Annotated in this window: 22 protein-coding genes; 1 reads left to right on the plus strand and 21 read right to left on the minus strand. The window is 55.5% G+C overall.

Annotated elements, in window-relative coordinates; genetic code table 11:
• The 21 genes from tssE to RY075_RS13695 all read right to left on the minus strand — a co-directional run bounded on the left by tssE (position 1) and on the right by RY075_RS13695 (position 20,716).
• Entirely contained in the window at positions 1 to 564 is a 564-nt protein-coding gene (gene tssE, locus RY075_RS13595) for a type VI secretion system baseplate subunit TssE (RefSeq protein ID WP_015570336.1), read from the minus strand.
• Entirely contained in the window at positions 557 to 1,369 is an 813-nt protein-coding gene (locus tag RY075_RS13600) for a type VI secretion system accessory protein TagJ (RefSeq protein ID WP_045337518.1), read from the minus strand. The genes tssE and RY075_RS13600 overlap by 8 nt, the downstream gene beginning before the upstream one ends.
• Before the next feature lie 11 nt (positions 1,370 to 1,380).
• Complete coding sequence (locus tag RY075_RS13605; protein ID WP_325773827.1) at positions 1,381 to 2,367, minus strand: hypothetical protein; 987 nt, start codon at positions 2,365 to 2,367, stop codon at positions 1,381 to 1,383.
• 16 nt (positions 2,368 to 2,383) lie between these two features.
• Entirely contained in the window at positions 2,384 to 3,181 is a 798-nt protein-coding gene (locus tag RY075_RS13610; RefSeq protein ID WP_003859969.1) for a protein phosphatase 2C domain-containing protein, read from the minus strand.
• On the minus strand, positions 3,178 to 4,953 hold the full coding sequence (gene tagH, locus RY075_RS13615; RefSeq protein WP_045338158.1) for a type VI secretion system-associated FHA domain protein TagH: 1,776 nt from the start codon (positions 4,951 to 4,953) through the stop codon (positions 3,178 to 3,180). Before tagH ends, RY075_RS13610 begins: the two co-directional genes overlap by 4 nt.
• A gap of 90 nt (positions 4,954 to 5,043) precedes the next feature.
• Positions 5,044 to 5,217 carry a hypothetical protein gene (locus RY075_RS13620; protein ID WP_225648634.1) on the minus strand — a complete coding sequence of 58 codons (174 nt, stop codon included), beginning with the start codon at positions 5,215 to 5,217 and terminating at the stop codon, positions 5,044 to 5,046.
• A gap of 253 nt (positions 5,218 to 5,470) precedes the next feature.
• On the minus strand, positions 5,471 to 5,863 hold the full coding sequence (locus RY075_RS13625; protein ID WP_032628301.1) for a hypothetical protein: 393 nt from the start codon (positions 5,861 to 5,863) through the stop codon (positions 5,471 to 5,473).
• Complete coding sequence (locus RY075_RS13630; protein ID WP_338627796.1) at positions 5,864 to 6,880, minus strand: hypothetical protein; 1,017 nt, start codon at positions 6,878 to 6,880, stop codon at positions 5,864 to 5,866.
• Between the two features lie 599 nt (positions 6,881 to 7,479).
• Entirely contained in the window at positions 7,480 to 7,962 is a 483-nt protein-coding gene (locus RY075_RS13635; RefSeq protein ID WP_014884229.1) for a type VI secretion system tube protein Hcp, read from the minus strand.
• A 180-nt stretch (positions 7,963 to 8,142) separates the two neighbouring features.
• Positions 8,143 to 8,544: a T6SS amidase immunity protein Tai4 family protein gene (locus tag RY075_RS13640; protein WP_044596270.1), complete on the minus strand. Its 402-nt coding sequence runs from the start codon at positions 8,542 to 8,544 to the stop codon at positions 8,143 to 8,145.
• 32 nt (positions 8,545 to 8,576) lie between these two features.
• The gene (locus RY075_RS13645) at positions 8,577 to 9,071 is read right to left on the minus strand and encodes a T6SS effector amidase Tae4 family protein (RefSeq protein WP_022648411.1); all 495 of its coding nucleotides are present in this window, start codon (positions 9,069 to 9,071) and stop codon (positions 8,577 to 8,579) included.
• Between the two features lie 3 nt (positions 9,072 to 9,074).
• Positions 9,075 to 9,500 (minus strand): Rap1a/Tai family immunity protein, encoded by a 426-nt coding sequence (locus RY075_RS13650; RefSeq protein WP_022651414.1) that lies wholly within the window; start codon positions 9,498 to 9,500, stop codon positions 9,075 to 9,077.
• A 79-nt stretch (positions 9,501 to 9,579) separates the two neighbouring features.
• Positions 9,580 to 11,079, minus strand: a complete 1,500-nt coding sequence (gene tssC / locus RY075_RS13655) for a type VI secretion system contractile sheath large subunit (RefSeq protein WP_006810956.1) — start codon at positions 11,077 to 11,079, stop codon at positions 9,580 to 9,582.
• A gap of 3 nt (positions 11,080 to 11,082) precedes the next feature.
• Positions 11,083 to 11,607, minus strand: a complete 525-nt coding sequence (gene tssB / locus RY075_RS13660) for a type VI secretion system contractile sheath small subunit (RefSeq protein WP_008502644.1) — start codon at positions 11,605 to 11,607, stop codon at positions 11,083 to 11,085.
• A gap of 75 nt (positions 11,608 to 11,682) precedes the next feature.
• Positions 11,683 to 12,699 carry a type VI secretion system protein TssA gene (gene tssA, locus RY075_RS13665; RefSeq protein ID WP_003859964.1) on the minus strand — a complete coding sequence of 339 codons (1,017 nt, stop codon included), beginning with the start codon at positions 12,697 to 12,699 and terminating at the stop codon, positions 11,683 to 11,685.
• 11 nt (positions 12,700 to 12,710) lie between these two features.
• Complete coding sequence (gene tagF / locus RY075_RS13670; RefSeq protein ID WP_006810959.1) at positions 12,711 to 13,427, minus strand: type VI secretion system-associated protein TagF; 717 nt, start codon at positions 13,425 to 13,427, stop codon at positions 12,711 to 12,713.
• A gap of 16 nt (positions 13,428 to 13,443) precedes the next feature.
• Positions 13,444 to 17,064: a type VI secretion system membrane subunit TssM gene (gene tssM / locus RY075_RS13675; protein WP_045332129.1), complete on the minus strand. Its 3,621-nt coding sequence runs from the start codon at positions 17,062 to 17,064 to the stop codon at positions 13,444 to 13,446.
• Positions 17,065 to 17,066: 2 nt separating this feature from the next.
• Positions 17,067 to 18,305, minus strand: coding sequence for a DotU family type VI secretion system protein (locus RY075_RS13680; protein ID WP_003859963.1), 1,239 nt, complete (start codon positions 18,303 to 18,305; stop codon positions 17,067 to 17,069).
• A gap of 17 nt (positions 18,306 to 18,322) precedes the next feature.
• Positions 18,323 to 19,666 (minus strand): type VI secretion system baseplate subunit TssK, encoded by a 1,344-nt coding sequence (tssK, locus tag RY075_RS13685; protein WP_109948702.1) that lies wholly within the window; start codon positions 19,664 to 19,666, stop codon positions 18,323 to 18,325.
• 28 nt (positions 19,667 to 19,694) lie between these two features.
• Positions 19,695 to 20,198, minus strand: coding sequence for a type VI secretion system lipoprotein TssJ (tssJ, locus tag RY075_RS13690; RefSeq protein WP_015570327.1), 504 nt, complete (start codon positions 20,196 to 20,198; stop codon positions 19,695 to 19,697).
• Between the two features lie 23 nt (positions 20,199 to 20,221).
• Complete coding sequence (locus RY075_RS13695; RefSeq protein WP_006810964.1) at positions 20,222 to 20,716, minus strand: hypothetical protein; 495 nt, start codon at positions 20,714 to 20,716, stop codon at positions 20,222 to 20,224.
• An 848-nt stretch (positions 20,717 to 21,564) separates the two neighbouring features.
• On the opposite strand from RY075_RS13695, the gene RY075_RS13700 reads away from it, so the two are divergent.
• The gene (locus tag RY075_RS13700) at positions 21,565 to 22,545 is read left to right on the plus strand and encodes a helix-turn-helix domain-containing protein (protein WP_023314314.1); all 981 of its coding nucleotides are present in this window, start codon (positions 21,565 to 21,567) and stop codon (positions 22,543 to 22,545) included.
• Positions 22,546 to 22,596: the final 51 nt, after the last annotated feature.

The raw sequence follows: 22,596 nt of genomic DNA on the forward strand, positions 1-22,596 counted from the left end.
TTACCCCGCATCTTTCAGTTCAAAATGGCCGTTTTCCAGATCGACGTCGGTGCGAAAGAGAAACTCCAGCGGATACGGCACGCACCACAGGCGGCCTTTGATTTCGATAGACAGAACGTTGTGCAGATCTAACGAGGAGGTATCGGACACGCAGCGAACCTGAAGCCCCTGGGGCAGGATCCGCGGTTCAAAGTTAATAATCGCTTCGGTGAGCTTGCGCTGAATGTCGTGCCATTCGATATCAGACATTCTTTTCCCCGCCAGCGGCGCGACGCCGAAGTTAACGACGGAACGGCTCACCTGCGTCAGCCCGCTCAGATCGCTGGAGGCATCGTGGTTGATGGTATTAAACAACCACTGTAAATCCCGCAGGACGTTACGACGCAGCGCGGCGTGGGTAATCAGATTGCTGTTGGCGGACTCGCGTTTTTTTTCCGGATCGTTATCCGTCAGGCGATCCAGCAGTGAGGGCTGCATTTTGTCCCGCGCCCCCACTTTCTCCTGCCTGCTGCGGGCCTGCCAGCCGCTGCGCAGCAGATCGCCTTCGCCAGCGGGATTACTCATTCGCACCATCCGAGGTAAATGTCACCAGGCTCAGGGTGAGCAGCGGGCTTTCGCTTTGCTCGCTCAGCCAGGCTTTCTGCCCCATGCCTTCATACAGGACACCGTCGTCGTCGAGCGGGAGCCACTCGGTGGTGCGCCCCAGTCTAACGCTATCGGAAGCGCCGTCAGCAAACGGATAACGCGCCGGGATCTGACACACCTGCTCGGTGCCGTCCGTGAGGCGGACCAGCGCATGACGCCACACCAGATCGGTCACGCTGGCCGGAGCCTGAAAACGGATCGCATCGATGGCGCAGAACGGCACCCAGAAATAGCGGCCATTGACCAGGGTTTCACACACCGGCCCAAGACGGGCATCGCCGTCCATCAGCCATTCAAAGGTGTGGCTCTCTTCATTCTCCAGCGTGACCTGCCCGCGGCTTGCCGGGGCCTGTTCGAGTGCCGCCAGGCGCAGCGTTTGCGCTTGCCCGGCGCGTTCGGTCAGCGCCTGGGCTAACGTCGACAGCCACGGCCACTGCGCCTCGGGCATTGCCGGTCGCGCCTCTCCCGCGAACACGCGCGCCCGCTGCTGTTCACCCTGAATGGCCTGCTCCAGCAGCGTTACGGTTGGTTTTGCCTGCGGCATCAGCGCCAGCCAGCTCTTCAGCTGGGTCAGGGCGCGCGCCCAGTTGCCGCTGAGGATCAGAAACTGCACAAACGCGGCGCGCAGATCGGCATCCGCCGGACGAGCTTTGATTTCGGCTTCCAGGCGAAGCAGCGCGTCGCTAATCGACTCACCCGCCAGACGTTGATAAAGCGTATTCATAGCCCCCCCCCTTAATTCGCCGCGCGCCAGGCGCCCACTGCCGGATCGCGCAGCTGCGGACGCAGCGTGTCAATCAGAACAACGTTCAGCTCCGCGCCCGGTGCAACCCATGCGCTCCAGATCTTCTTCACCTCTGCGATACGCGCCTGGAGTCTGGCGTCGTCGCTGGCGATCTCACGGGTGATTTCCACCGCCACCGTGCCGTTGCTCTTCCAGCCGTTCAGAGTGCTGTCGTACGGCAGGATCATCCAGCTCTGGTCGCTGTTCGGGGTGCTGAAGACCATGCGCTCTTTGTTGACGGAGGTGATCAGCGCCTTTTCAGGATCGACCGCGTTGTTCAGTCCCATCACCGGGAAGCCGTGAATGTAGGTGACCGGAATCGCTTTCTGCGCCCCGTTACGATTTTGCGTCACCACGGTGTGGCCGCTGAGCCAGCTACCGTTGCCGCAGCGGGTGGTGTCGGAATCCGGAATAAACAGCGCCGGCGCGGAGGAACCGCCCTCCCAGAAGGTGCGCAGGTGGCAACCGTCCTGAAGGGTGAACTCCTGCCATGGCGTACGATCTGCCGCCACGGTGTGCGTCTCCGGATTCTGGTCAGGCGGCAGCAGCGCGCCTGAGGTGGTGGTCGTTGCCGCCGTCGTTTCCTGCTGTTTCACCACCAGCGCCCAGTCCTGTGCTTTAGCCGCTGTGCCCCGGGCAAGCGTCGTGCCTTCCGGATCGTTAAGCGTCCAGTTCAGGGTATTCAGCTTGCTGCACTGGTGCTCCAGCAGCGAGCCAAGGCGCGGCACGAAGTTTTCCAGCACCGAAACCTCTTTCTTGCTGTTCGCCACGATACGCAGCGCCACGTCCGCCTTACACCAGCTTTGCGGCGTATTGTCTTTAATGTTGTCGATCCAGATATCCAGCTTCTGCGCAGGAGACTGCACGATGCGGAAGTTTTCAGCCTGTGCGGTGGTCGCCACCGTCAGAAGAGCCAAACCCGATAGCCAAAGTTTCATATCAATCCTTGTGTGTCTAATCAGTTCCGCAGGGAAGAAATTGTGCTGCGTCAGAGAGCGTATGCAGCAAAGTGGTGTCCTGAGGGTTGCCCATCCACACCGCCACGGCGGTATAGTTATCCTGAGCATTGCCCTCCTGTTCGGCATTCTTTTGAATGATTTGGTTCATTAAGGTCAGCCACTCCTGTGGCGTATTGACCATGTGCAGCGACTGCTTCATCTGCTCTTCGCTAACGCCGTGCCAGAAACCGTCGGTGCAGAGCAGGAAGGCATCACCGTCCTCGACCTGCACGACATCGCTGTAGCTCGCTTCCGGTCCGCCATTCTCAATACCCAGCGCCAGATACAGCAGGTTGCTGTTGAGATCGTCGGTCTGATGCCCGGCATCTTTCATCTGCTGGACGAGGCTGTGATCGGTGGTGACATGCCACAGCCAGCCGCGGCGAAACAGGTACAGGCGGCTGTCTCCGGCGTGCGCCCAGTAAGCCAGACGGTAATCCCTGTCGATAAACAGGCTGACCAGCGTGGTGCCCATCCGGCGATAGTCCTGCACGGCCTGTTGTTCGCTGAGGATGGTGCGGTTCGCCGTTTGGACGTAGTCACGAATATGCTGCGCATTAAGGTGCTTGTCGCCGTCAAAGCGGGAAATAATGCTGTTGCGGGCCAGCTCAGCGGCCACCTCGCCGCCCGGCAGGCCCGCGATGCCGTCACAGACGACAAAGCAGGCTGAACGTTCCCCGATGGTTTCTCCCGTCTGATCCTGGTTGCTGGCGCGCGTCCCCTGGCGGGAGAGAGAAGCCGTTGCGATATTCATTTTTCTTCCGATCCGCTTTGTGAGTCTTTGTACTGATTGACCTCCATGTCATAGGCATGGAGGAAGGCTTCGCCAAACAGGGTATGGAAGTCGTCCTCGATCTCGCCCGCCGTCTCGCCATAGCTGCGAACGAAATAATCCCACAGCGCGGCTTTACGGCTGCCCGGCAGCGCCAGGCGTGACGTCATCCCGTTCTGCTTCGCCTGCTCTTCCAGCTGTTCCGGATTAAAGGATTGCAGCATGGCGGCGATAATGGCGCGGATACCGGAGATCATCCCCAGCTGGTGCGCCTGGAGATCGATTAGCGCATCACGCACCGATTTGGTCGGCGGCATAAAGCCCGGCATCGGCGTGCCGAACATCTGGATCAGCACCGTTTTCCCGGTCGGCAACAGTTTGAACGGGTTGTTCGCATCGTCGAGCACCATGGTCATATCGGCTTTCACCCCACGCTTGAGGATGGAGCGCGAGGAGAGCAGCGCCACGGTCCCCTGCGAGAACATGCCCAGGATCTGCCCCAGCTGACGCATATTTTCCCGGTCGAATTGCGGTACCGGCTGCATTTCGCTCAGGCCCATGCCCTCCAGCAGCGCCTCCAGCAGTTCGCCCTGAAGCACCTCGCCCCGCTCGCCGGTCTGCGCGGAGGCAGCAGGCGAAGCAGCGTTTTTAACCGGGTCGATACGCAGGCGGCCTTTAGGCGCCTGCGCGTTGCTGCGCGCCACGGCCTGCGGCGTTGGCATGGTGAAGCCAGCGTAATCGGGACGCGCGGGCTCTTCTTCCGCGCGCGGCGCATCCTGTGGTTCAGTCGGTTCCGGATCGAACAGCGGTGAGCTGGCCAGCGCATCCTCTTCCTGTGCGGCTTGCGCTTCAGGCTTTGGCTCCGGCTTATCGGCCACGATTTCATCCGGATGGGTTAACGGCGCGCCGCCCATCAGGCCGAGAGGGTCATCGTGACGCGCGGCAGGTGCGCTCGCCGACCCGCCAAACAGGGCTAACGGATCGAGTTCGTCCGACGCCTCTTCCTTTGGCTGGGCAGGTTTGCTTTCGTCCGGCTGTACCAGCGTTGAAGGGGTGACATCGTCAAAGATGCTCTCTTTTTTAAACAACGCTTCATCGCTGAACAGCGTGTCCGGGTCAACGTTTTTACGTTCAAGCGACGGTTCGGCGTCGTTAAACATTGCCAGCGGATCTTCGGCATTCCGCTCCGGGGCCGCAGGCTGAGAGAACGGATCGTGGGATGCCGCGGGCTGTGGTTTTGCCCGGTTGCTGGAGATGCTGTCGGAGATGGAAAACTCCTGCATCAGGCTGTCCCAGATTTCCGACGGCACGGCCGTAGGTTCAGCTTTTCCGCGAGGCGCGGCGCTGGCCGGTTTCGGTTGTGGCGCCGGAGCAGGTGTCGCCGCTGGGCGCGCCTGCTGCATGCTGGCCGCCATGCGGCTTACGGGCTGGGTGTCATGAATGAGTTCGCTGACTTCAATGCGATAATCATCAATACCGAGAATATCCCCATCCTGAAGCTCAACCTGACGCCCACGCTCCAGCGGGATATCATTCAGTACCACGCGGGTAACGCTGCCGCGGTTCGTGACGCGGCATTCGCCACTGGCGTCGACGTGAACGATGGCCTGCAAACGCGAGATAGTGCGGTCATTGTCCGGCAGCACCAGATTGTTATCCGTACCGCGCCCAATGGTGCCGCCCGGGGCATAAAAATCACAGCTGCTTTGCGGCGGCTGATGACCGGGTTTCGTAGAAATAATCGTGAATCGCATGGCGTATTCCTGCTGGTATGATTAGCGCTCAAACGCTGCCGCTCTCGGGGGTGAAAACGGCGGGGTTTGGGGATTAAGGGCTGATTAAAGCTATTTGACTACATTCAGGAAAATAATGCCGATAAGCAGCCATAGCGTAAAAAGTAAGGCCTGAACTTTATAGCGTCGATGTAGTTTTAATATCCAGCCGATTCTCTCTTCCGGTAAAGCCTGAACGAATTTATAGGCATCATCCTGAACATTTCTGTCTTTGGTAAATTTCATCCTCACGCCTTTGCGAAGACGAACAAACCAGATTATTTTATGATAATTCGCCAGTGAACTAAAAAACGATGCATAATTTGTTATCAGGTCGATATCATAGCCTTTTTGGCGATATTCAGAGAGGAGCCACTTATAATCTGACTCGTGTTTTTTAAAAAACCGAGAACTGTAAACATCCATGATTACAACGTTAATAAATAAAAGCACAAGAAACAATAACGTTATATTTGCCAGGCATAAAGATGACATGCTTTTAGGGTCCTGTAGCAATCAATAAGAACAATAGAAGCATCAAAAAGACAACAAAAAGTGTCATCCTGTAAAACATTTTTATCCATGAGAAATCGTATATCGATGATACTAATGCCTCTGCCTCCGGAGGGAGATTTTTTTTGCTATTTTGCTTTGTGGCTTTTCCAGCCAAAATCCTTTTCATAAGGAACACACGATGCGCAAATCCGGGAAGACCAAGTTGTTCATAAAAAAGATAATCGTTTACATCTAAATATTGCTTATCACTCAAAATATGAAATGATTTTGATAGCTCCAGGGAATATTTACGATAAAAATAAAAATAAAAACACAAAGAAGCAAACAGTCCTAAAAAAACCAATAAAAGCAATATTAAACGCAAATCTCCATACATTTATTCGTCCCCAGAAAAAATCAAGTTACTAATCCCTTCACCCAATTCAGCCCCTCCTTTAGTACCCATCCAGGCTCCCGCAGAAGTAGCGCCTAGTCCTACAACAATTCCACACACAAGGGCACCAGTACCCATCGTAGGTATTCCCATTGCACCGCAAAGAGCGCCAGTACCTAAAGACGCAGCCCAGGCTCCTCCCGCAGCACCAAGCGTACCTCCACCAAACTTACTATATTCAGTAACAGCAACTTTTCCACATTCATCTTCACGATCGACAGTACAGGCTTTATAAACATCATTAGAAGTATTCAAAAAAGAGAAACCTAGTGAGATCCAGCCCCCTGCTTTCATAATACTAGCCGCGCGAGAAGAGCGTACAATATAATCTGAATATCCAGGGATCGCGCCGACACCAACCGTACTCCATTCATGGACGATAGAGCGGCTTGATAAGTTCAATGCTTTTTTAATATTTTCGTAGGTTTGAATCTTAAGTGTTAGCTTGCTTAGGTTATTTAATAAAGGTTTTAGCTGAGAGAATAACACCCTTCTTTCCATATAAAACTGCTGACCAATTAAAGAACCTTGGGATATAAACTGATTCTGATAAGTCCTCTCAATTTTAATGAGTATATTTTCAATTTGCCTGAAATATTTCTCACCTAAATCACCAGCATTCCCAGCTAGTTTATCACCTAAGGAAGTCAATGCGGAAATATTGTCATAATTAGCGTGGAGATACTCTGCAACCGATGTGTTTAATGATGCCAGCGCATGGTTAATTTTCTGTTTTGCCCTGGAAAGAATATTCAGTTGCGATGACTGATTCGTGTTGTCTGGGTCAGCCACGATGAGTAACCGCCCTGGTTTTAACCAAGGTGTGTCATTGTTTATTTGCATAAAGTATCTAGCGGCTTCGCTATTTACATTATTAAACAATAATCGAGCTTGATAATCTAAAGTTCCAGGATGTTGGACCACACAGTAGCCCGGGCTAACGGTTGAACGATGTGTCATATTTAAACCCTTTAATCAACACACATAGTTGTCCAGAGTTTGCAGTGGTGAATTGGTTAATTATTTTATAATTAAATAAACATTCAAACGCCGATGCACTCTCGAAAACACCGAGGTTTGAAAATTATATCATTCACTTGCCGTTAAAAGTAACTCGCAACTTATACCTTTCTTTAATATTAACCGTGCAGCATATTGAATAGCAGTTTTTTCATTGACAATCTTCAATACAACATCATACTCACTTTTGCGCCAGTCAACCTCATTCAGACGAATACACTCCTCTGTAATCAGATATGCATTGCTGGAAGTTGGTCATGAGAATTAATAGTTTTCCATTGATTACCAACGCGTTTCATTACAGATGGTGCGAAAACTGATACAGGCCCATTAAAATTTGCATCCAGTCTGATATCAAAACAAGGGATTTTGTTTTTTTAACGTAACAGAAAGTTTCTTATACTGTGCAGGTGGTGAAATGCAAGCACTACAGGCTAATGCGATTAATATTACGCTTAACTCTCTAATCATCATTCATCTGCAACATATTTGGAATCAATCATCATGACCGGGGAGGTTCCCCGGTCATGGATGAACAATTACGCTTCTTTGTTCTCTTTGATGTTCCAGCCAGCGCTGCTTTCAGCACCTTTACCACCGGCAGTGGTCTGCTCCCAGTACTGCTGTTTCACTTTCGCAGCCTGGAATGCATAGGTCACGCCAACGGTATCGCCGTTGTCGGCACCGGTGTACTGAACGGAAGTCACGAGAACGTCTTCCAGGGTGATGCGGGTATATTCAACCTGCTGACCACCCGCCTTGCAGACGGACAGTTCAACTTTGGTCAGGTGTTTACCGCTTGCGCAGTGTTTCAGGATTGCTGTAGTGGATTTGTCGATCAGAGCGTTAACGTGCAGATCGTTAAAGTTCACTTTACCGGCACCGCCGCCACCGCCAACGCTCATATTACCTGGCTGGGACGCGCCCCAGGAGAAGGAGGTAATATCAGTCCAGCCGGTGTGGTTAGAATCTTTAGATTCGCCCGTAACACCCTCGACCTTCAGAAACATATCAATAGCCATAATATCTACTCTTCGTGGATGAACAATATTGCTTTCGAAAAAGCCCTTATATGGCAAACAGGAAAGCATGGGGCTGAATAAAACCGTCCATATTTTACCTCTGCCTCATATCAAACGACCCGTGTCATTTGACAGTCTTACATTCCCCCTGAATGAAAGGAAAGAATGTGAAGTCTTTTACTACTGCGGATTATCCTGAATCCAGGTACGATCAGGATCGCCAATGATGAGCTGCGGAACCAGTTTATTCAGTTCGTCACTATGATAAAGACGTAGACAATTTAAGGTTACGCCTTTTACATCAGGTTTGCGCTCCGAGTGGAAACCATTAATTTGGTTTTTATACTTCCCAATAATGGCGTTAACTTTGTCAGTACCGTTTTCAGCATCAAACGGTATCCATTCAATAAATGCGCTCGCACTGCGGGCCGCATCAGCAGAAAATTGACTGCCTTTATCTGCTACCTGCGCAAGGCAGCGCGCCAGGACAAAATCTTTAACCACCTGCCGGTATGTTTGCTGCTGATAAAAATCAACGTAAGGGTTGTCACCGCGAGCAGAAAAAGATAAGCAAGTGAGCAAAAGAAATACGGTCTTTAAACACCTGAATATAATTATTTTAATTCCCAAAACCAGATTTCCTGACAGTACGGAAAGCAATCGGAGTTACATATAAACGAATTATTACTCAGAGGCTCGATAAGGTCGATATGACCACCGCCATACCCATCAATTTTATTGAAGAAAACAACACCTTTTCGGCCCAACATTGAGCGTGCACCAGCCTCGCGGTCTTTAAAGATTTCTGCCTTGCCAAACACATGGGATTTATAAAGCTGATCGGCAAGTAATTTTGCGCCAGGCTCGATTGTTTTTCCCTTATAGGGACCGGTCTTTATGGGTAAACGCCCTGTAAATTCAACATTACATTTTAACAATGCCAGGCTCATTCTTACCGCACAGGTATTTTCGTATGCCGGTTGTTGCTTGATAATCGTCGAATAATCGTAGCCAATTTCTGAAAAAACCTGTTCACCCGAGGCAAAACCCGCGCGTGTGTGATTTGAAGAGTAATGCTGACGTTTAAGTTGTTCGTATAATGGTCTCATTTGTCACTCTCCTTTTTTGCACGGGCGTAATTCTTTCATGCCGTCAATGATGATTTTTGAAGCGCGCTCCTCGCCTTGCTGTTTCGATAAGTTCGCAAAACGAGAATAGAGAAACTCATGTATTGTATTTGGCAAAAAAGGCCTGCCCTTGCACCATGCAGTGCCCTCAGACGCGTCGACTACGCCGAGAAGATACATATTTGCCTTAATGCGTTCACGTTCATTCGTTTTCGACAGCCAGGCTTTAGCAAAACGCTCTGCACTCAGATTTAAATCGTACCCTGTTAACAGCGTCGGATCGCGTTGGAAGTTTGATGTGTCATCCTGAGGCAATGCTTCCGCTTGAGGGTATTTATAATTTCCGGCGTCCGCGCTTGCGAGAGTAGAAACTGCCAGCAAACTGGTCGCGATCACAAGTATATGTTTCACCGTATATCCTTATTCACTGACAGAAATAAGTTAAGCTTTTACGCACAAATGGCCGGCCCCTGCGGGCCGGCAATTATTATCACGCGTCTTTCGTCTTCAGCGACGGCAGTTTAGAAACCAGGCGCAGGGAAACGGTCAGACCTTCCAGCTGGTAGTGTGGACGCAGGAAGAACTTCGCGGCGTAGTAGCCCGGGTTGTCCTCAATCTCCTGCACCTGCACTTCCGCCGCCGCCAGCGGTTTACGGGACTTGGTTTCCTGGGAGGAGTTCGCCGGGTCACCGTCGACGTAGTTCATCACCCAGTCGTTCAGCCAGCGTTCCATCTCTTCGCGCTCGCGGAAGGAGCCGATTTTGTCGCGCACGATGCACTTCAGGTAGTGAGCAAAACGACAGCAGGCGAACAGGTAAGGCAGACGGGAGGCCAGGCGCGCGTTAGCGGTGGCATCCGGGTCGTGGTACTCGGCCGGTTTTTGCAGGGACTGCGCGCCGATGAAGGCGGCGAAGTCGGAGTTTTTGCGGTGAACCAGCGGCATAAAGCCGTTTTTCGCCAGTTCCGCTTCACGGCGATCGCTGATGGCGATCTCGGTCGGGCACTTCATGTCCACGCCGCCGTCATCGCTCGGGAAGGTGTGGCACGGCAGGTTTTCCACCGCCCCGCCGGATTCGACGCCGCGAATCGAGGTGCACCAGCCGTACTCTTTAAAGGAGCGGTTGATGTTGGCCGCCATCGCATAGGCCGCGTTCGCCCAGGAGTAGCTGTTGTGGTTCGCGCCGTCGGTCTGCTCTTCAAAATCAAAGCTGTCGACCGGGTTGGTGCGAATGCCGTACGGCAGGCGCGACAGGAAGCGCGGCATCACCAGGCCCAGATAGCGGGCATCTTCCGATTCACGCAGTGAACGCCAGGCGGCGTATTCGGTGTTCTGGAAGATTTTGGTCAGATCGCGCGGGTTAGCCAGTTCCTGCCAGGACTCCATCTGCATCACGCCCGGTGCGGTACCGGTGATGAACGGACAGTGGGCCGCGGAGCCAATGCGCGCCATCTCGCCCAGCAGCTCAACGTCCTGCGGGCTGTGGTCGAAGTAGTAGTCGCCTACGATGCAGCCAAACGGCTCGCCACCGAACTGGCCGTACTCCTGCTCGTAGATTTTTTTGAAGATCGGGCTCTGGTCCCAGCCCACGCCCTTGTAGCGCTTCAGGGTGCGGCCCAGCTCCTGCTTGGAGATGCTCATAAAGCGGATCTTCAGCATCTCGTCGGTTTCGGTATTGTTCACCAGGTAGCTCAGGCCGCGCCAGGCGCTCTCCAGCTTCTGGAACTCCTCGTGGTGAATGATCTGGTTCACCTGCTGCGAAAGCTGCTCGTCAATACCGGCAATCAGGTTCTGAATGGTGCGGTAGGTATCGTTTGAGAAGGTCACGGTGTTTTCCAGCGCCTGCTGCGCCAGGGTTTTAACCGCGCTTTCTACGGCAGAGCGCGCCTGATCGGTTTTCGGGCGGAACTCTTTATTCAGCAGCGCGCTGAACTCGTCCTGGCTGAACGCCTGGCCCGCCTGCTGATCGTGTTGTTGAGTCTGGTTGCTCATCGATTATTCCTCGCTACCTTTCGCACTTTCGTCATTTTTCGGCAACTGGCTCAGGGATTTGAGCAGCGTCGGATCCTGAAGGATTTTTGCAATCAGCTCTTCCGCGCCGTTTTTGCCGTCCATGTAGGTCAGCAGGTTGGAGAGCTGGGTACGGGCTTCCAGCAGCTTGTTCAGCGGCTCTACTTTACGGGCCACCGCGTCCGGCAGGAAGTCGTCCATGCTGTCAAAGGTCAGATCGACGTTGAGCTTACCTTCGCCGGTCAGGGTGTTATCCACCTGGAACGCCACACGCGGCTTCAGCGCCTTCATGCGTTCGTCGAAGTTGTCGATGTCGATTTCCAGGAATTTACGCTCGTCGACGGCTGGCAGGTTTTCCACCGGCTTGCCAACCAGATCGGCCATAACGCCCATCACAAACGGCAGCTGAATTTTGCGTTCTGCACCGTAGATCTCTACGTCGTATTCGATCTGCACGCGGGGAGCACGGTTGCGTGCGATGAATTTCTGTCCACTGTTACTCATTGCCATGATGTTCTCCATCAAAGATGCGCGGTGAAGGTGAAACGGCAGACTCCATGCCTGTCGCCATAATGCCAGGACGCGTCATTCGCGGCGTCCAAAGATGTTTTCCAGTTGGTTAACGCCGTCTGGCGCCAGGTCGCGAATAATGTCCATAAAGTTGAGTTCAGACAGCCGCTGCACCCGTTCAATCATCAGCGGTGCGGGATGGCTGGGTTCGTACTGCGCAAAGTACTGTTTCGCTTTTTCCAGCATTAGCTGCGCGTCGGCGCGGCTGGTCACCTGCACGCTGCGCCAGTCGGTGACCGGCTGAACGGGCTGCGCTGCCGCAGGCTGCGGCTCAGCGTGCTGTTCAGCCTGCGCGTCACGGTTCGGCAGCAGCTTACTGATGTCGGTCACCTGACACGCGCTGGCGACCAGCCCGACGGTTTTCAGCAGCTGTTCCATCTCCGGTACGCCACTTTCCCCGAGATAGCCGGTAAGCAGTTCGCGGATGGCCAGCAGGCGTTCGTTGATCACGATTACCGCTTCGGTGCCGGGCTGATCGCCCCGGGCCAGCTCATCGATCAGTCGTGGACGCCCGCCCGGATAATCCGGACACTCGGTTTTACTGCCGTCAAGCAGCGCCTGGGCGTCACGGAGCGAAATCTCATCGCCGTTTGAGCGGAGCAGTGAGGCGTTACGTACCGCGACCGTCAGGTCAGATTTATCACTCAGCCCGGCGAGGGCGTTGATGCGGTAGAACGGATCGGTTTCGCCATACTCTTCCAGCAGCGGGTAAAGCTGCTCCCAGTAACGGGACAGGGCTTCCTGCACCAGCAGTAGCCCGTCGGCGTAACCTGCCAGCCCGCGACGACGTGTCCAGGCATGGGTTAACGCCAGCATGACGCGAAGATCTTTGGTGCGTCCCAGTAGGCTGGTGGCGAGTTTTTCCACCGTGTTCCAGTCGGCAGGCTCTGCCGGAATGATGGTGTCGCCAAACTGCTGCTCGGCTTTGCCCTGACTGGCCTGCCCCATGGCCTGGAAATCAGCGTCGTACTCCAGGTTTTCACCGCAGGGGTTGTCGGGGCTTATCGGCGCGAGAAATTCATCGATATTCATAAGATCCCTGCTTATTCAAACATAGGCGGGTAAAGACCGTGGCGGCCCGGACGGGCGCCGCCTGCCGGATCGAACAGCAGCGTAAAGAGCTGCCCGGTGAAGTTTCCGCTGTGGACGTGGGTGTACAGCGGATAGCCGTCGCAGCGGTTTGTCCACCAGTAGCTGGTCTGGCGCAGCGGATCAAAACACTCCGCCGCCTGCGGCCAGCCCAGCGTGCTCTGCCCCTCGTCGTCATAGCCAATCACGTCGAGAATGTCGGAGCGCTTTTGCGGCTCAACCGGCTGGGGCGCTGGGATGGTCATCAGCATTTCATCCAGCTGGGAGGCAGAATAGCTGTTACGCACCGCGTGCAGCCCCAGACGACCAAGCTGCTGGTACCAGCTCTCAGCCTGCCCGAGCAGGCGGGATGACCACTCGGCGGGGGTGAAGCTCAGTTGCAGGCATACCGGATAGTGGCGGCCTACGCTGTCACGGCCCGGCAGCAGGCAGCCCATCTGAATCATCTGGCTACCGAGCATCGGCGGGACGACAAAGTTCCACACCGGGGCTTTAGAAAACGGGCGCTCGCCGCTGCGCTGCTCTTCCTGTTGCCAGGCCAGCAGGCCGACCTGGAACCAGTGCGACCACTGGCGTTGCAGGGTATCCGGAAAGCGACGCTGCAAAAAATCTCCGGCGCTGGGTAATTTGCCATACCAGCTATAACGGTTCATCGCAGGGGTATTCGTCATACGGCTGTCCTTGCGGTTATGGGCATGAGAAACGGGGAAGCTGGAACGGGTTGCGGATGCTGTTCGGGGCAAACTCCAGCGTGACCTGATGTCCGTCGACGTTGAACGTGGCCTGACGGCTCAGGCTACCCGCGCCAGGGCTGGTGCGCGCCTTGTCGAAAAAGCGGTTGAGCGCCCAGGAACCGTTGGTCACCAGCGTTGCGGTGCTGCCATTGGCCAGACCGAGCTGCATACGCACCTGGTTCGTCCCGCCCGGCCCCGGCCAGGTCATGATCTGCACCGCCTGCGGACCGTGGCTGTAGCGCAGCAGTTGGCCGTCCACGTCCAGCGTCAGGTTCAGAATGGTGTTGTCCATCCGCACGGTGCGCACCGTCACCTTAAAGGATGGCGTGGTCGCGCCATTGGCGAAAAAGGCATCGCGGACAGACTGCGCCTGCTGGAACGGACGCAGCAGCCCTTCACTGCCCGGCAGCGTTTTACCGTCGATGCCCGGCATAAAGCGCCAGTTCGCCTGGGTGGTGTCCACCTTGTTGGTCAGGTTGTCGCGGAAAAAGGTGTCCATCAGTCCGGTGCCCGGCGCGAACATGCGGGCGAGATCGTCCGGCGTCACTTCGGTGCTGGCGCTACGCACCAGCGGGTAACGCCCGGCAATCGCCTGACGGCAGAACCCGCCCACTTCCACGTTGATGCGCTTACGCACGTTCTCCAGATCGCGACGCTGGGTATCGCTGCTGGCGCCCACGGCCATATTACTGAACATGGTTTGCAGCCCGCCCGGCAGACGGCCCGCGCTGGCTTGCAGGCGGCTGATGGCATCGCCGCCCGGCGCGGGCATACCGCTGTTTGCTGCATCCTGAACGGCTGTCAGGTAGCGATAAAGCTCGTCAACCTGCTTGAGAAAATCATCAAAGACGATGGTCTTACCGCCCTTCTCCAGCGGCTGCGCCAGCTCAATCATCGGCGCATAGTGGTCGGTCACCAGTTGCTCAGGCGCCTGCGTCACAACCGCGCCCTGCGTCGGGGCATTGTCACCGTTGCTGAACAGCGCTTCCAGCGTACGGGTGGCGCGGTTGCTTTGGTCTTCCGCTTTCTGCGCATCTTCCGGGGCAGGCGCAGTGCGCGACAGGGTCAGCACCTTGCTCAGGTTAAGTACCAGACGGCGCAGCGGCGAGTTGGTGCCTGAAAGCAGGCGCGCGGTGTTGATGCGCTGGGAAAGATCGGCGCTGTTGTTGAGCTGTATGTCCGCGAGAAAGCGATCCCAGTTGACGATAAAGTCGCGCATGTAGAGCTGGCGCACGGCGTTATCGATCTGCTGTTTATCTTCCTGGGCGGTGGCTGCTCCCAGCACCCAGGCATCATCTTCGTGCAGGGCGGTGGTCACGCTGTCGATCTGGTCGTTAAAACTTTTCCAGTAGCCGTCCGGCGTATAGAGCCCCGGCACGCCCTCACTCACCGGCTTGCCGCTCTTACGGGAAAACACCAGCTCGCTCTGCGGGCCGCCGAGATCTGAAAGCGAAACCGGCTTCAGGTTCTCATCATGCTCCAGCAGACGTTTCAGGCGGCCATATACGCGGGTGGAGAGCGGCTGCTGGTTGATGAGCGCCCTTTCACGGGCCACCAGATCCTCATCCTGCGCATACGGTGAAGCCTGAATTTTTGGCTCCAGCAGCTGGGTCAGGTGCCATTCCAGCTCCTGAAGCTGCGCCTGCGTCACGTTCTGCGGCAGGTTGCGTTGCAGGTTGAGCATTACCCACGAGTGCAGGAATTTGCCGTCATAGTGCTTCGGCTGGTAGAGCATCTGATAGGCTTTCAGCGCCTCATAGCTGTATTCCACGTCGCTGCCGTTGTCGTTGCGCAGCCAGGTGGTAATGTGCATCGCCACGGCAGGCAGCAGCATCTGATCCAGCGCCTTCTGATACAGAGACTGCGAGGCATCGCTGACGTCATCCCCGCGATAAAGCCCCATGCGGCGGGAAACCGGCGGGTCGTTAACGTCGAAGGCATCGCTTTTCGGCAGATCCACCAGGCTGTTAAGCAGCGGCAGAAGCGCAAACAGATCGCGCTGGGGCTGGTTTTGCAGCGCCTTGCTCTGCTGCTCCAGCATCGGCACTTTTGCGTCCACTTCTTCCAGATAGGCTTTATTTTTAGCGTAGCTGGTCAGCCACAGGCCACCCAGGATCACCAGCAGAGCCAGCAGCGCCGCGTAGCCGGACCACATCACGGCGCGGTTGCGAAGCTCCCACCAGCGGTTTTCCCCGGCGATACCCGCTTCCTGGAAAATCACGTTTTGCAGCAGGTTCTTAATGAAGAAGCTTTGACCCTTCGCGCCCGGTATCGGCGCCTCTTTGCTCACCGAATCCCAGCGCGTGCTTTCCTCCCCTTCAGGTAAGGAGAGCGCGCGGTTCAGCTCGCCCATCACGCGGTCAAACGGCATCCCTTCCTGGGTGCCGCTGGCGAAGTAGATGCCGCGCGGCGAAAATTCGGTTTCGAAGTTTGAGCGGGCAAAGACCGTGCTCAGGTAGTCTGCCAGCAGCGGACGCAGCGCGGCGAACTCCTGCGGGAAGAGATAGGCTTCCGCACGGGTTTTGGCGTCATGCTCTTTGAGCATGGTTTCCGGAAGGCCCGCATCCAGACGCTGTTGCAGCAGGGAAAATTCCTGCTGGAAGTTGCCCATAAGATCGTAATCGGCGTGTTTGGTCTGCTCCCACGGCAGCGTAAAGCCCCAGATCTGGTCGCGCTGGGCTTTGTCGTAATCCGCAAACCAGGCGCGGAAGCCTTTAAGCAGGTCCGCTTTGGTCACCATCACATAAACCGGGAAGCGAATACCCAGCTGTTCATGCAGCTCGGAGAGACGCTGGCGCAGGTTGACCGCCTGCTGTCGGGAGGCCTCAGCGGACTGCGAAAGCAGGTCGGAAATACTGATAGTAATAATCACGCCGTTGATGGGCTGGCGACGGCGGTATTTACGCAGCAGGTTGATAAATTCCAGCCACTCCCCGGCGTCCTGAACCTGCTCGCTCTCCTGAGTGGTGTAGCGCCCCGCGGTATCCAGCAGAACCGCCTCGTTGGTAAACCACCAGTCACAGTTGCGCGTGCCGCCAATGCCGCGCAGCGCGGTTTTACCGAAGCGATCCGCCAGCGGGAATTGCAGCCCGGAGTTGGCCAGCGCGGTGGTTTTACCGGAACCCGGCGCGCCAATAATGACGTACCACGGCAGCTGATAGAGGTATTGCGTGCTGAAGCGCTGCGTCCACTGTGCGCCATGTCCCGCTTTGCTGAAGTGGGCTTTTTTCAGCATCTGGGCGGCTTCATCGAAACGCCCGGCAAGGATCTGCTCCTCGCTGTTCAGACGTTTCTGCGGATCGGCCGCCTCCGGGCTGGTGGTATTTTCGTTGAGCTTGTCCATCAGCTTACGGTTCAGCCAGGCGTTATACAGCCGCGGCAGAATGTGGCTCTGGGCCCAAATCAGGTAGACCACCGCAATGCTGATGACGCGGTTCTGCTCTGATTCAAGCGGGCGGGTATCTACGATGGACAACAGCGGGCCAATCATCCAGATGACCGCCGCGAGCGCCGTTACGCCCAGGAAGCTCCACAGAATGCGATTGGTCAGTATAGAAAGTAGAGTAGTCAGCATCCTTAGTTTCCTTGCGGCAATCCGTTCAGCTCGGCCTGGGTATTGTCAGGCGACACCAGCAGCGTAATCTCCACGCGGCGGTTACGGGCGCGATTTTCAGGCGTGGTGTTAGGCGCTACCGGGTTGATCTCGCCCCGCCCTTCGGCTTTGACGCGCTCAGGCTGCGAGAGGCTACCCTGGAGCTGTTTTTGTACCGAACGGGCGCGCTCAAGCGAGAGTTCATAGTTGGAGGCGAAGCGTGCGCTGCGGATCGGCACGTTGTCGCTGTACCCCACCACCAGAATTTTGCCGCTGACGTTATTCATCGCCTGGGCGATGCGGTCGATGACCGGCTCATAGCGATCGCGCACCACCGTTGAGGCCGAGGCAAAGAGTCCGTCCCCTTTCAGGATCACCACGCTGCGATCCGCCTCATCCTTAACGGCCACCAGACCGGCATCAATTTCCGGTTTCAGGAAGCCGCGCAGGTTCAGCACTGCCGGCAGCTGACGCGCAGGCTGCTGGATCGTGGTTTCCGGCAGTTGGGACTGGTAAATTTTCGCCAGTACCGGGCTGGTGTTATCACCCAGACGCCAGTTCAGCACGATATAAAACAGGCAGGCGATAAAGCCGACCAGCGCCACGCACGCCCAGAGTGGGATCATCGGCCGCCAGAGCTTGCGCAGAACGGGGCGATCTTCCGGGTGCGGCGAGAGCGGCGGCGGGTAGCTGCCGCGCACGCCACGGATCATCTGCCACAGGCGCTGTTTGATGGTTTCAAGCTGGGTCCGGCCATTGTCCAGCACGCGGTAGCGGCCTTCAAAGCCGAGCAGCAGACAGTAGTTGATCATCTCCAGCAGCAGAATGTGTTCGCGCGGATTCTGCGACAGACGCGCCAGCAGCTGGAAAAACTTCTCGCCGCCCCAGGTTTCGTTATGAAACGTCACCAGCAGACCATTGCTTGACCAGACGCCGCTGCTTCCCCAGGGAGTCAGCGCGGCGGCTTCGTCCAGCGCCGTGCAGAGGCAGTAGCGCGCGCCGACAATCACTTCATACGGTAAGCCCGCCTGCTGGCATCGCACCTCGAAACGGCGAATTTCGTCAATCAGGCGCTGGCGCAGCCCGACCTGATCGTCGTGGGAAACCGAATGACGGATTTGCGGAATCGCATTGAGCAGCGGATTGGCGGCCGCCACCAGCTGATTGTTCCCACTGGCTCCGGTAAACACGGCATCACTGCCGGTATCCTGTCGTTCCTGCATATTAAGCGCTCGCTTTATTATTCTGTCGGGCTACGGATGGCCCAGAACTCCATATCGAGACCCGGGAATTCCCCTGCGAGATGCAGCGCGAATGCCCCGGACTTGTCCATCTCGTGCCACAGTTCGCTGCCCCTCTCGAGTTCGAAATAGCTGTAGCCTGCATGCCACGGGATCTGCGGCGGCGCGACGGGCATTGCCCGAAGCATGATGCCCGGCAGCTGAAGCTGAACCAGATCGCGGATTTTCGAGACTGGCGCAACCTTCATCTGGGCAGGAAAATGGGTTTGCAGGTGTTCGCCGGGGACATTGGCTTTTACCGCCAGCACGAAGCCAAATTCGCGGACCATGCTGGTCTCCGGCACGGTGGCGATGTTCAGACCGTGGGAGCGTTCGTGCAGCGGCAGCTGGATGGCATGATCTTCCATCACCAGCGACAGTCCCTGACGCAGCATCAGCATCAGTTTGCTGAAGCAAACGGCGAGATCGTCATGGTCGTATACCGGCAGTATGCTCTCTGCGGTACGCTGCGGCGTCCAGGTGGCGAGCTCCGTGGCAAACGGCAGCCAGCTGCGCCAGAGCGCTTCCGGATGAAGCAGCGGCAGCGTTTTTAAATGTGAGACATCGCCAAGGTGGCGGTTGATCAGCGAGAGAAGCGTGAACTCAACCATCTCAGACGTATTGAAACGCCCCGGCTGGCGCAGGCGGCCGCCGATCTGCTGGCTACGCTGCACCAGCAAGCCGTGCAGGTCATTGATCATGCCGTACAGCTGCGGGCTGTTATTGGCGTTCAGCATTGGCGGGATGTAGCTGTTATCCAGCCGCACGTGGTTGTCGTTGCGCTTTTCAGCGACGTACGCCACGCCGATGGCGGTCCATTCTGCCGTCAGATCTTTCTCCAGCATCAGGGTCAGACGCAGGCGGCCAAACTGAACCGTCGCCTCCCCGACCGACATCGCGTTGTCGTCTTCCACCTCTTGTTCAAAGGTAATAAAACGCGCCAGAGAAGACTGCTCCTCGCTGAAAATCACCTCTTCACGGCCACCGCGACGAACCGGCAGCGCAAGCACCACCTTTTCATTGGTGAGATTATCGGGGATTTTTAGCGTAGCCGGACCGTTGCGGTCGCTGCGCACCTGGAAAAAGGTGCCGTCAGGCAGCAAACCGCTACAGTAGCTGAGGGCAATACAGCCCTGGCGAAGCATCGCTTCATCCAGCTCAAGGTCGAGAAAGCCCCAGAGATACGAACGCTGCAAGGCCCCCCACTCACGAACGTGGTTGAGGAGGTAACTTTCTGTCCGCTGAAAATGGTGGGGACGCAGGAACATGCCCTCGGTCCAGACGACCTTTTCTGCTTTCGTCATGATGATCTCTTTCCTGTTATGAAGGGCGTTACTGGCTGATGACCCGGATACCATTTACGTCAAGGAAGACGCTGGCCTGGAGTTCATCTGCGGACCATTTCCAGAACTGGTAAATCGCGTTTTCGCCGGGAACAGGCAAAGGAAGTGAGACGCGCCATTTTTTGCCGTCCAGCGCCTGGTATTCCGCCATCACGCCGATATAACGCGCTTCCGGTGAGCTTTGCCCGCTCAGGGTTTTCGAAAGCTGGCCCGGCATCAGGAAGAACACATCGCTGTTCAGCAGATTCGCGCCAAGCGTGGCTGACGCGTTGTTCTGTAAGGAGTAGAAGTCACTGGACATGAAATCCGCATCGGATTTCAGCAGCAACACTCTGACCTTAAGCGGCGCAGAATCATTGATTTGAGGATGAGCCTGAAACTGAAGATTGTAGCGGGAGGGGTCGCTGTGTGAAGACGACGTACAACCACCGATCAGCGCGAAAATCAACGCAAAAAAAGGGAACCACATCCGATGAAAATTTTTATTATTCATAAAAATATGCTCGTGAAACCCGTTTAGTTCAGGATCCAGGTACCGTTCGCGCTGTCTTTGCAGGCTTTGCTGTTGCCATCGACATCAACACAGGTGGTTTTCTTACGCGCTTTCGGGCGCAGTGCCTGTTTACGCACGGTGGCTTCGTACTGGTCAGCCTTGATCACGGCACGCATCGGCACATAACCAATCAGCTGTTCACTCCCTTCATCGGCCAGCGCCATCCAGAAATGTTCAACCTGCCCCAGCACGACGTAAGTTTTGCCGGTCTCAAGCGTACGGATCACTTTTCCACCGTAGTCAGGACGGCTCATCAGGGATGCCGGGTACATGGCACGATACGGTTCATTCACTTGAGTGAACTCCGCCGGAGGGGTAACAGCGTGACGGTGCGTCAGCGTGATGCCATTCACCTGGCTGGTCACAATCGTATCATCGGTGATCGCTGGTTTTTGCGGCGCCTTACAGCCCGCCACCGCCATAACAAACAGAAGTGATAACAATACACGCAGTTTCATATGCTTTTCCGTAGCGATATTTAGAGGATGAAGAGAGGGGGATAAAATTTGACTTAGGTGCTATTGTTAAAATAGTCGGGATATTTTCAGCAGGTAACTATTTTAAGGCATAGCTACCGCACGAACCCAACAGAAATGGGCCCAGCATGCTCCTGACATATTTTGACAAACGGTAGACAAGTTTACATGAGCTTGTCATCAATTCAATATTTCTTGCCTGCTTAATGGCGTTTAATGATACGCCCAATGCATTATAGGATTAATCTCATAAAAAATGCGCACTTAGCTGAAATCGTCTTTTTCTTAGACGAATTTCTAGCGTAACTGTATGAAAATTAATGGCTAAAAAGGCAAAAGAGAACCACTATCATTAACGTAACCCCTTATTATCGCCACTACCATAATTAGTAGAATTTCATTTTTTCTGTGCGCTGTGGGATATATCTGGGATATTTTCATTGTTGCATCTGGAAGATAACTTTTATTGGGTGCGTGCATCCCGCATTAACAAATGACGGTGAAGAAAATGGCAGGGATTTAATTTTGCGATCCGAAATAACCTACTCGAAATTATCCTCCGAGGTTATTTTTTGAGCCTTAATAATTAAGCATGGCTACATCTTTTTGTTCTCTTATTGTTCAGAACACTTCATTGCAGCCCATAAACTGGGGGTTTCAGCGGCAGTAACAGTAAACCTAACGCAAAAAGTTTTACCGTTACTACATATTTCTTTTACTTCTTTCCAACATCTGCCGTTCCACGCTTTCACCCGGCACGCCTCATTTGTCTCTGCGACGGTGTTTGTCTGCCGCTTGACTTATTTTGTGATAAAGGTACTTTTCAGGACATGAAGAAGATCCTGATTATCGTACCTGACGGTGGCATGTTGTTTGAGGCTGCCGGTATCGCCGACATTCTGATGCAGGCCAACCGGCTGCACCCGGACGGCCTGGCGCAGCCCCGCTACTGCATCATTATCGCCACCACCCAGCCTCACCTGGTGATCCACGGCCAGTCCGGCTTAAACCTGCTGGCGGACTATCGCCTGCCGGAGCTGGATCCGCGCGAGCCGCTGGATACGATCATCATTACCGGTCGTGGCATGAATGAACAGGAAAGCACCGCGGTGGTGGACTGGCTGCACCTGGCCGCGCCGCATGCGCGCCGCGTCGCCTCTGTCTGCGGCGGGGCCCTGCTGCTGGCACAGGCCGGACTGCTCGATGGGCGCCGGGCGACGACCCACTGGCGGCTGCTGGAAACCCTGAAAACCCGCTATCCTGCGGTCAACGTTGAGGGCGGCCCGCTCTATGTTCAGGATGGCCCCGTCTGGACGTCCGGCGGCGTCAGTTCCGGGTTTGATCTGACGCTGGCGCTGGTGGAGGATGATTACGGCTTCACCCTCGCCCGCAACGTGGCGCAGGATATGGTGATGTACCTGCGTCGGCCTGGCGGCCAGCTACAGTTCAGCCGCTATAAACTGGAGCAGTCCGGCGCGACCGGACCGGTTAGCGAACTGCAAAGCTGGATCCTGCAAAACCTCACCGCAGATTTGTGCGTCGAAAGGCTGGCCGAACGGGTCGCCATGAGTCCGCGCAATTTCACCCGCGTGTTCACGCGTGACGTCGGTGTACCTCCGGCCCGTTATGTCACCGAAGCGCGCCTGGCCGCCGCACGACAGCTTCTGGAGCAGACCTCGTATCCGCTTGAGGTCATTGCCGAAAAAAGCGGGTTTGGGACCAGCATCAACCTGCGCCGCGTTTTTGAAAAGCAGCTTCATCTCACGCCGGGCGAATATCGCCAGCGCTTCCACTGCCGCAGAATGGCGTAATCTGATCCTTTTTTGTCATTTACGCCATCCGACCTGACGCCTAAAGTCACT

Source organism: Enterobacter sp. JJBC (genome assembly GCF_036936505.1).
Classification (GTDB): Bacteria; Pseudomonadota; Gammaproteobacteria; order Enterobacterales; family Enterobacteriaceae; genus Enterobacter; species Enterobacter hormaechei_C.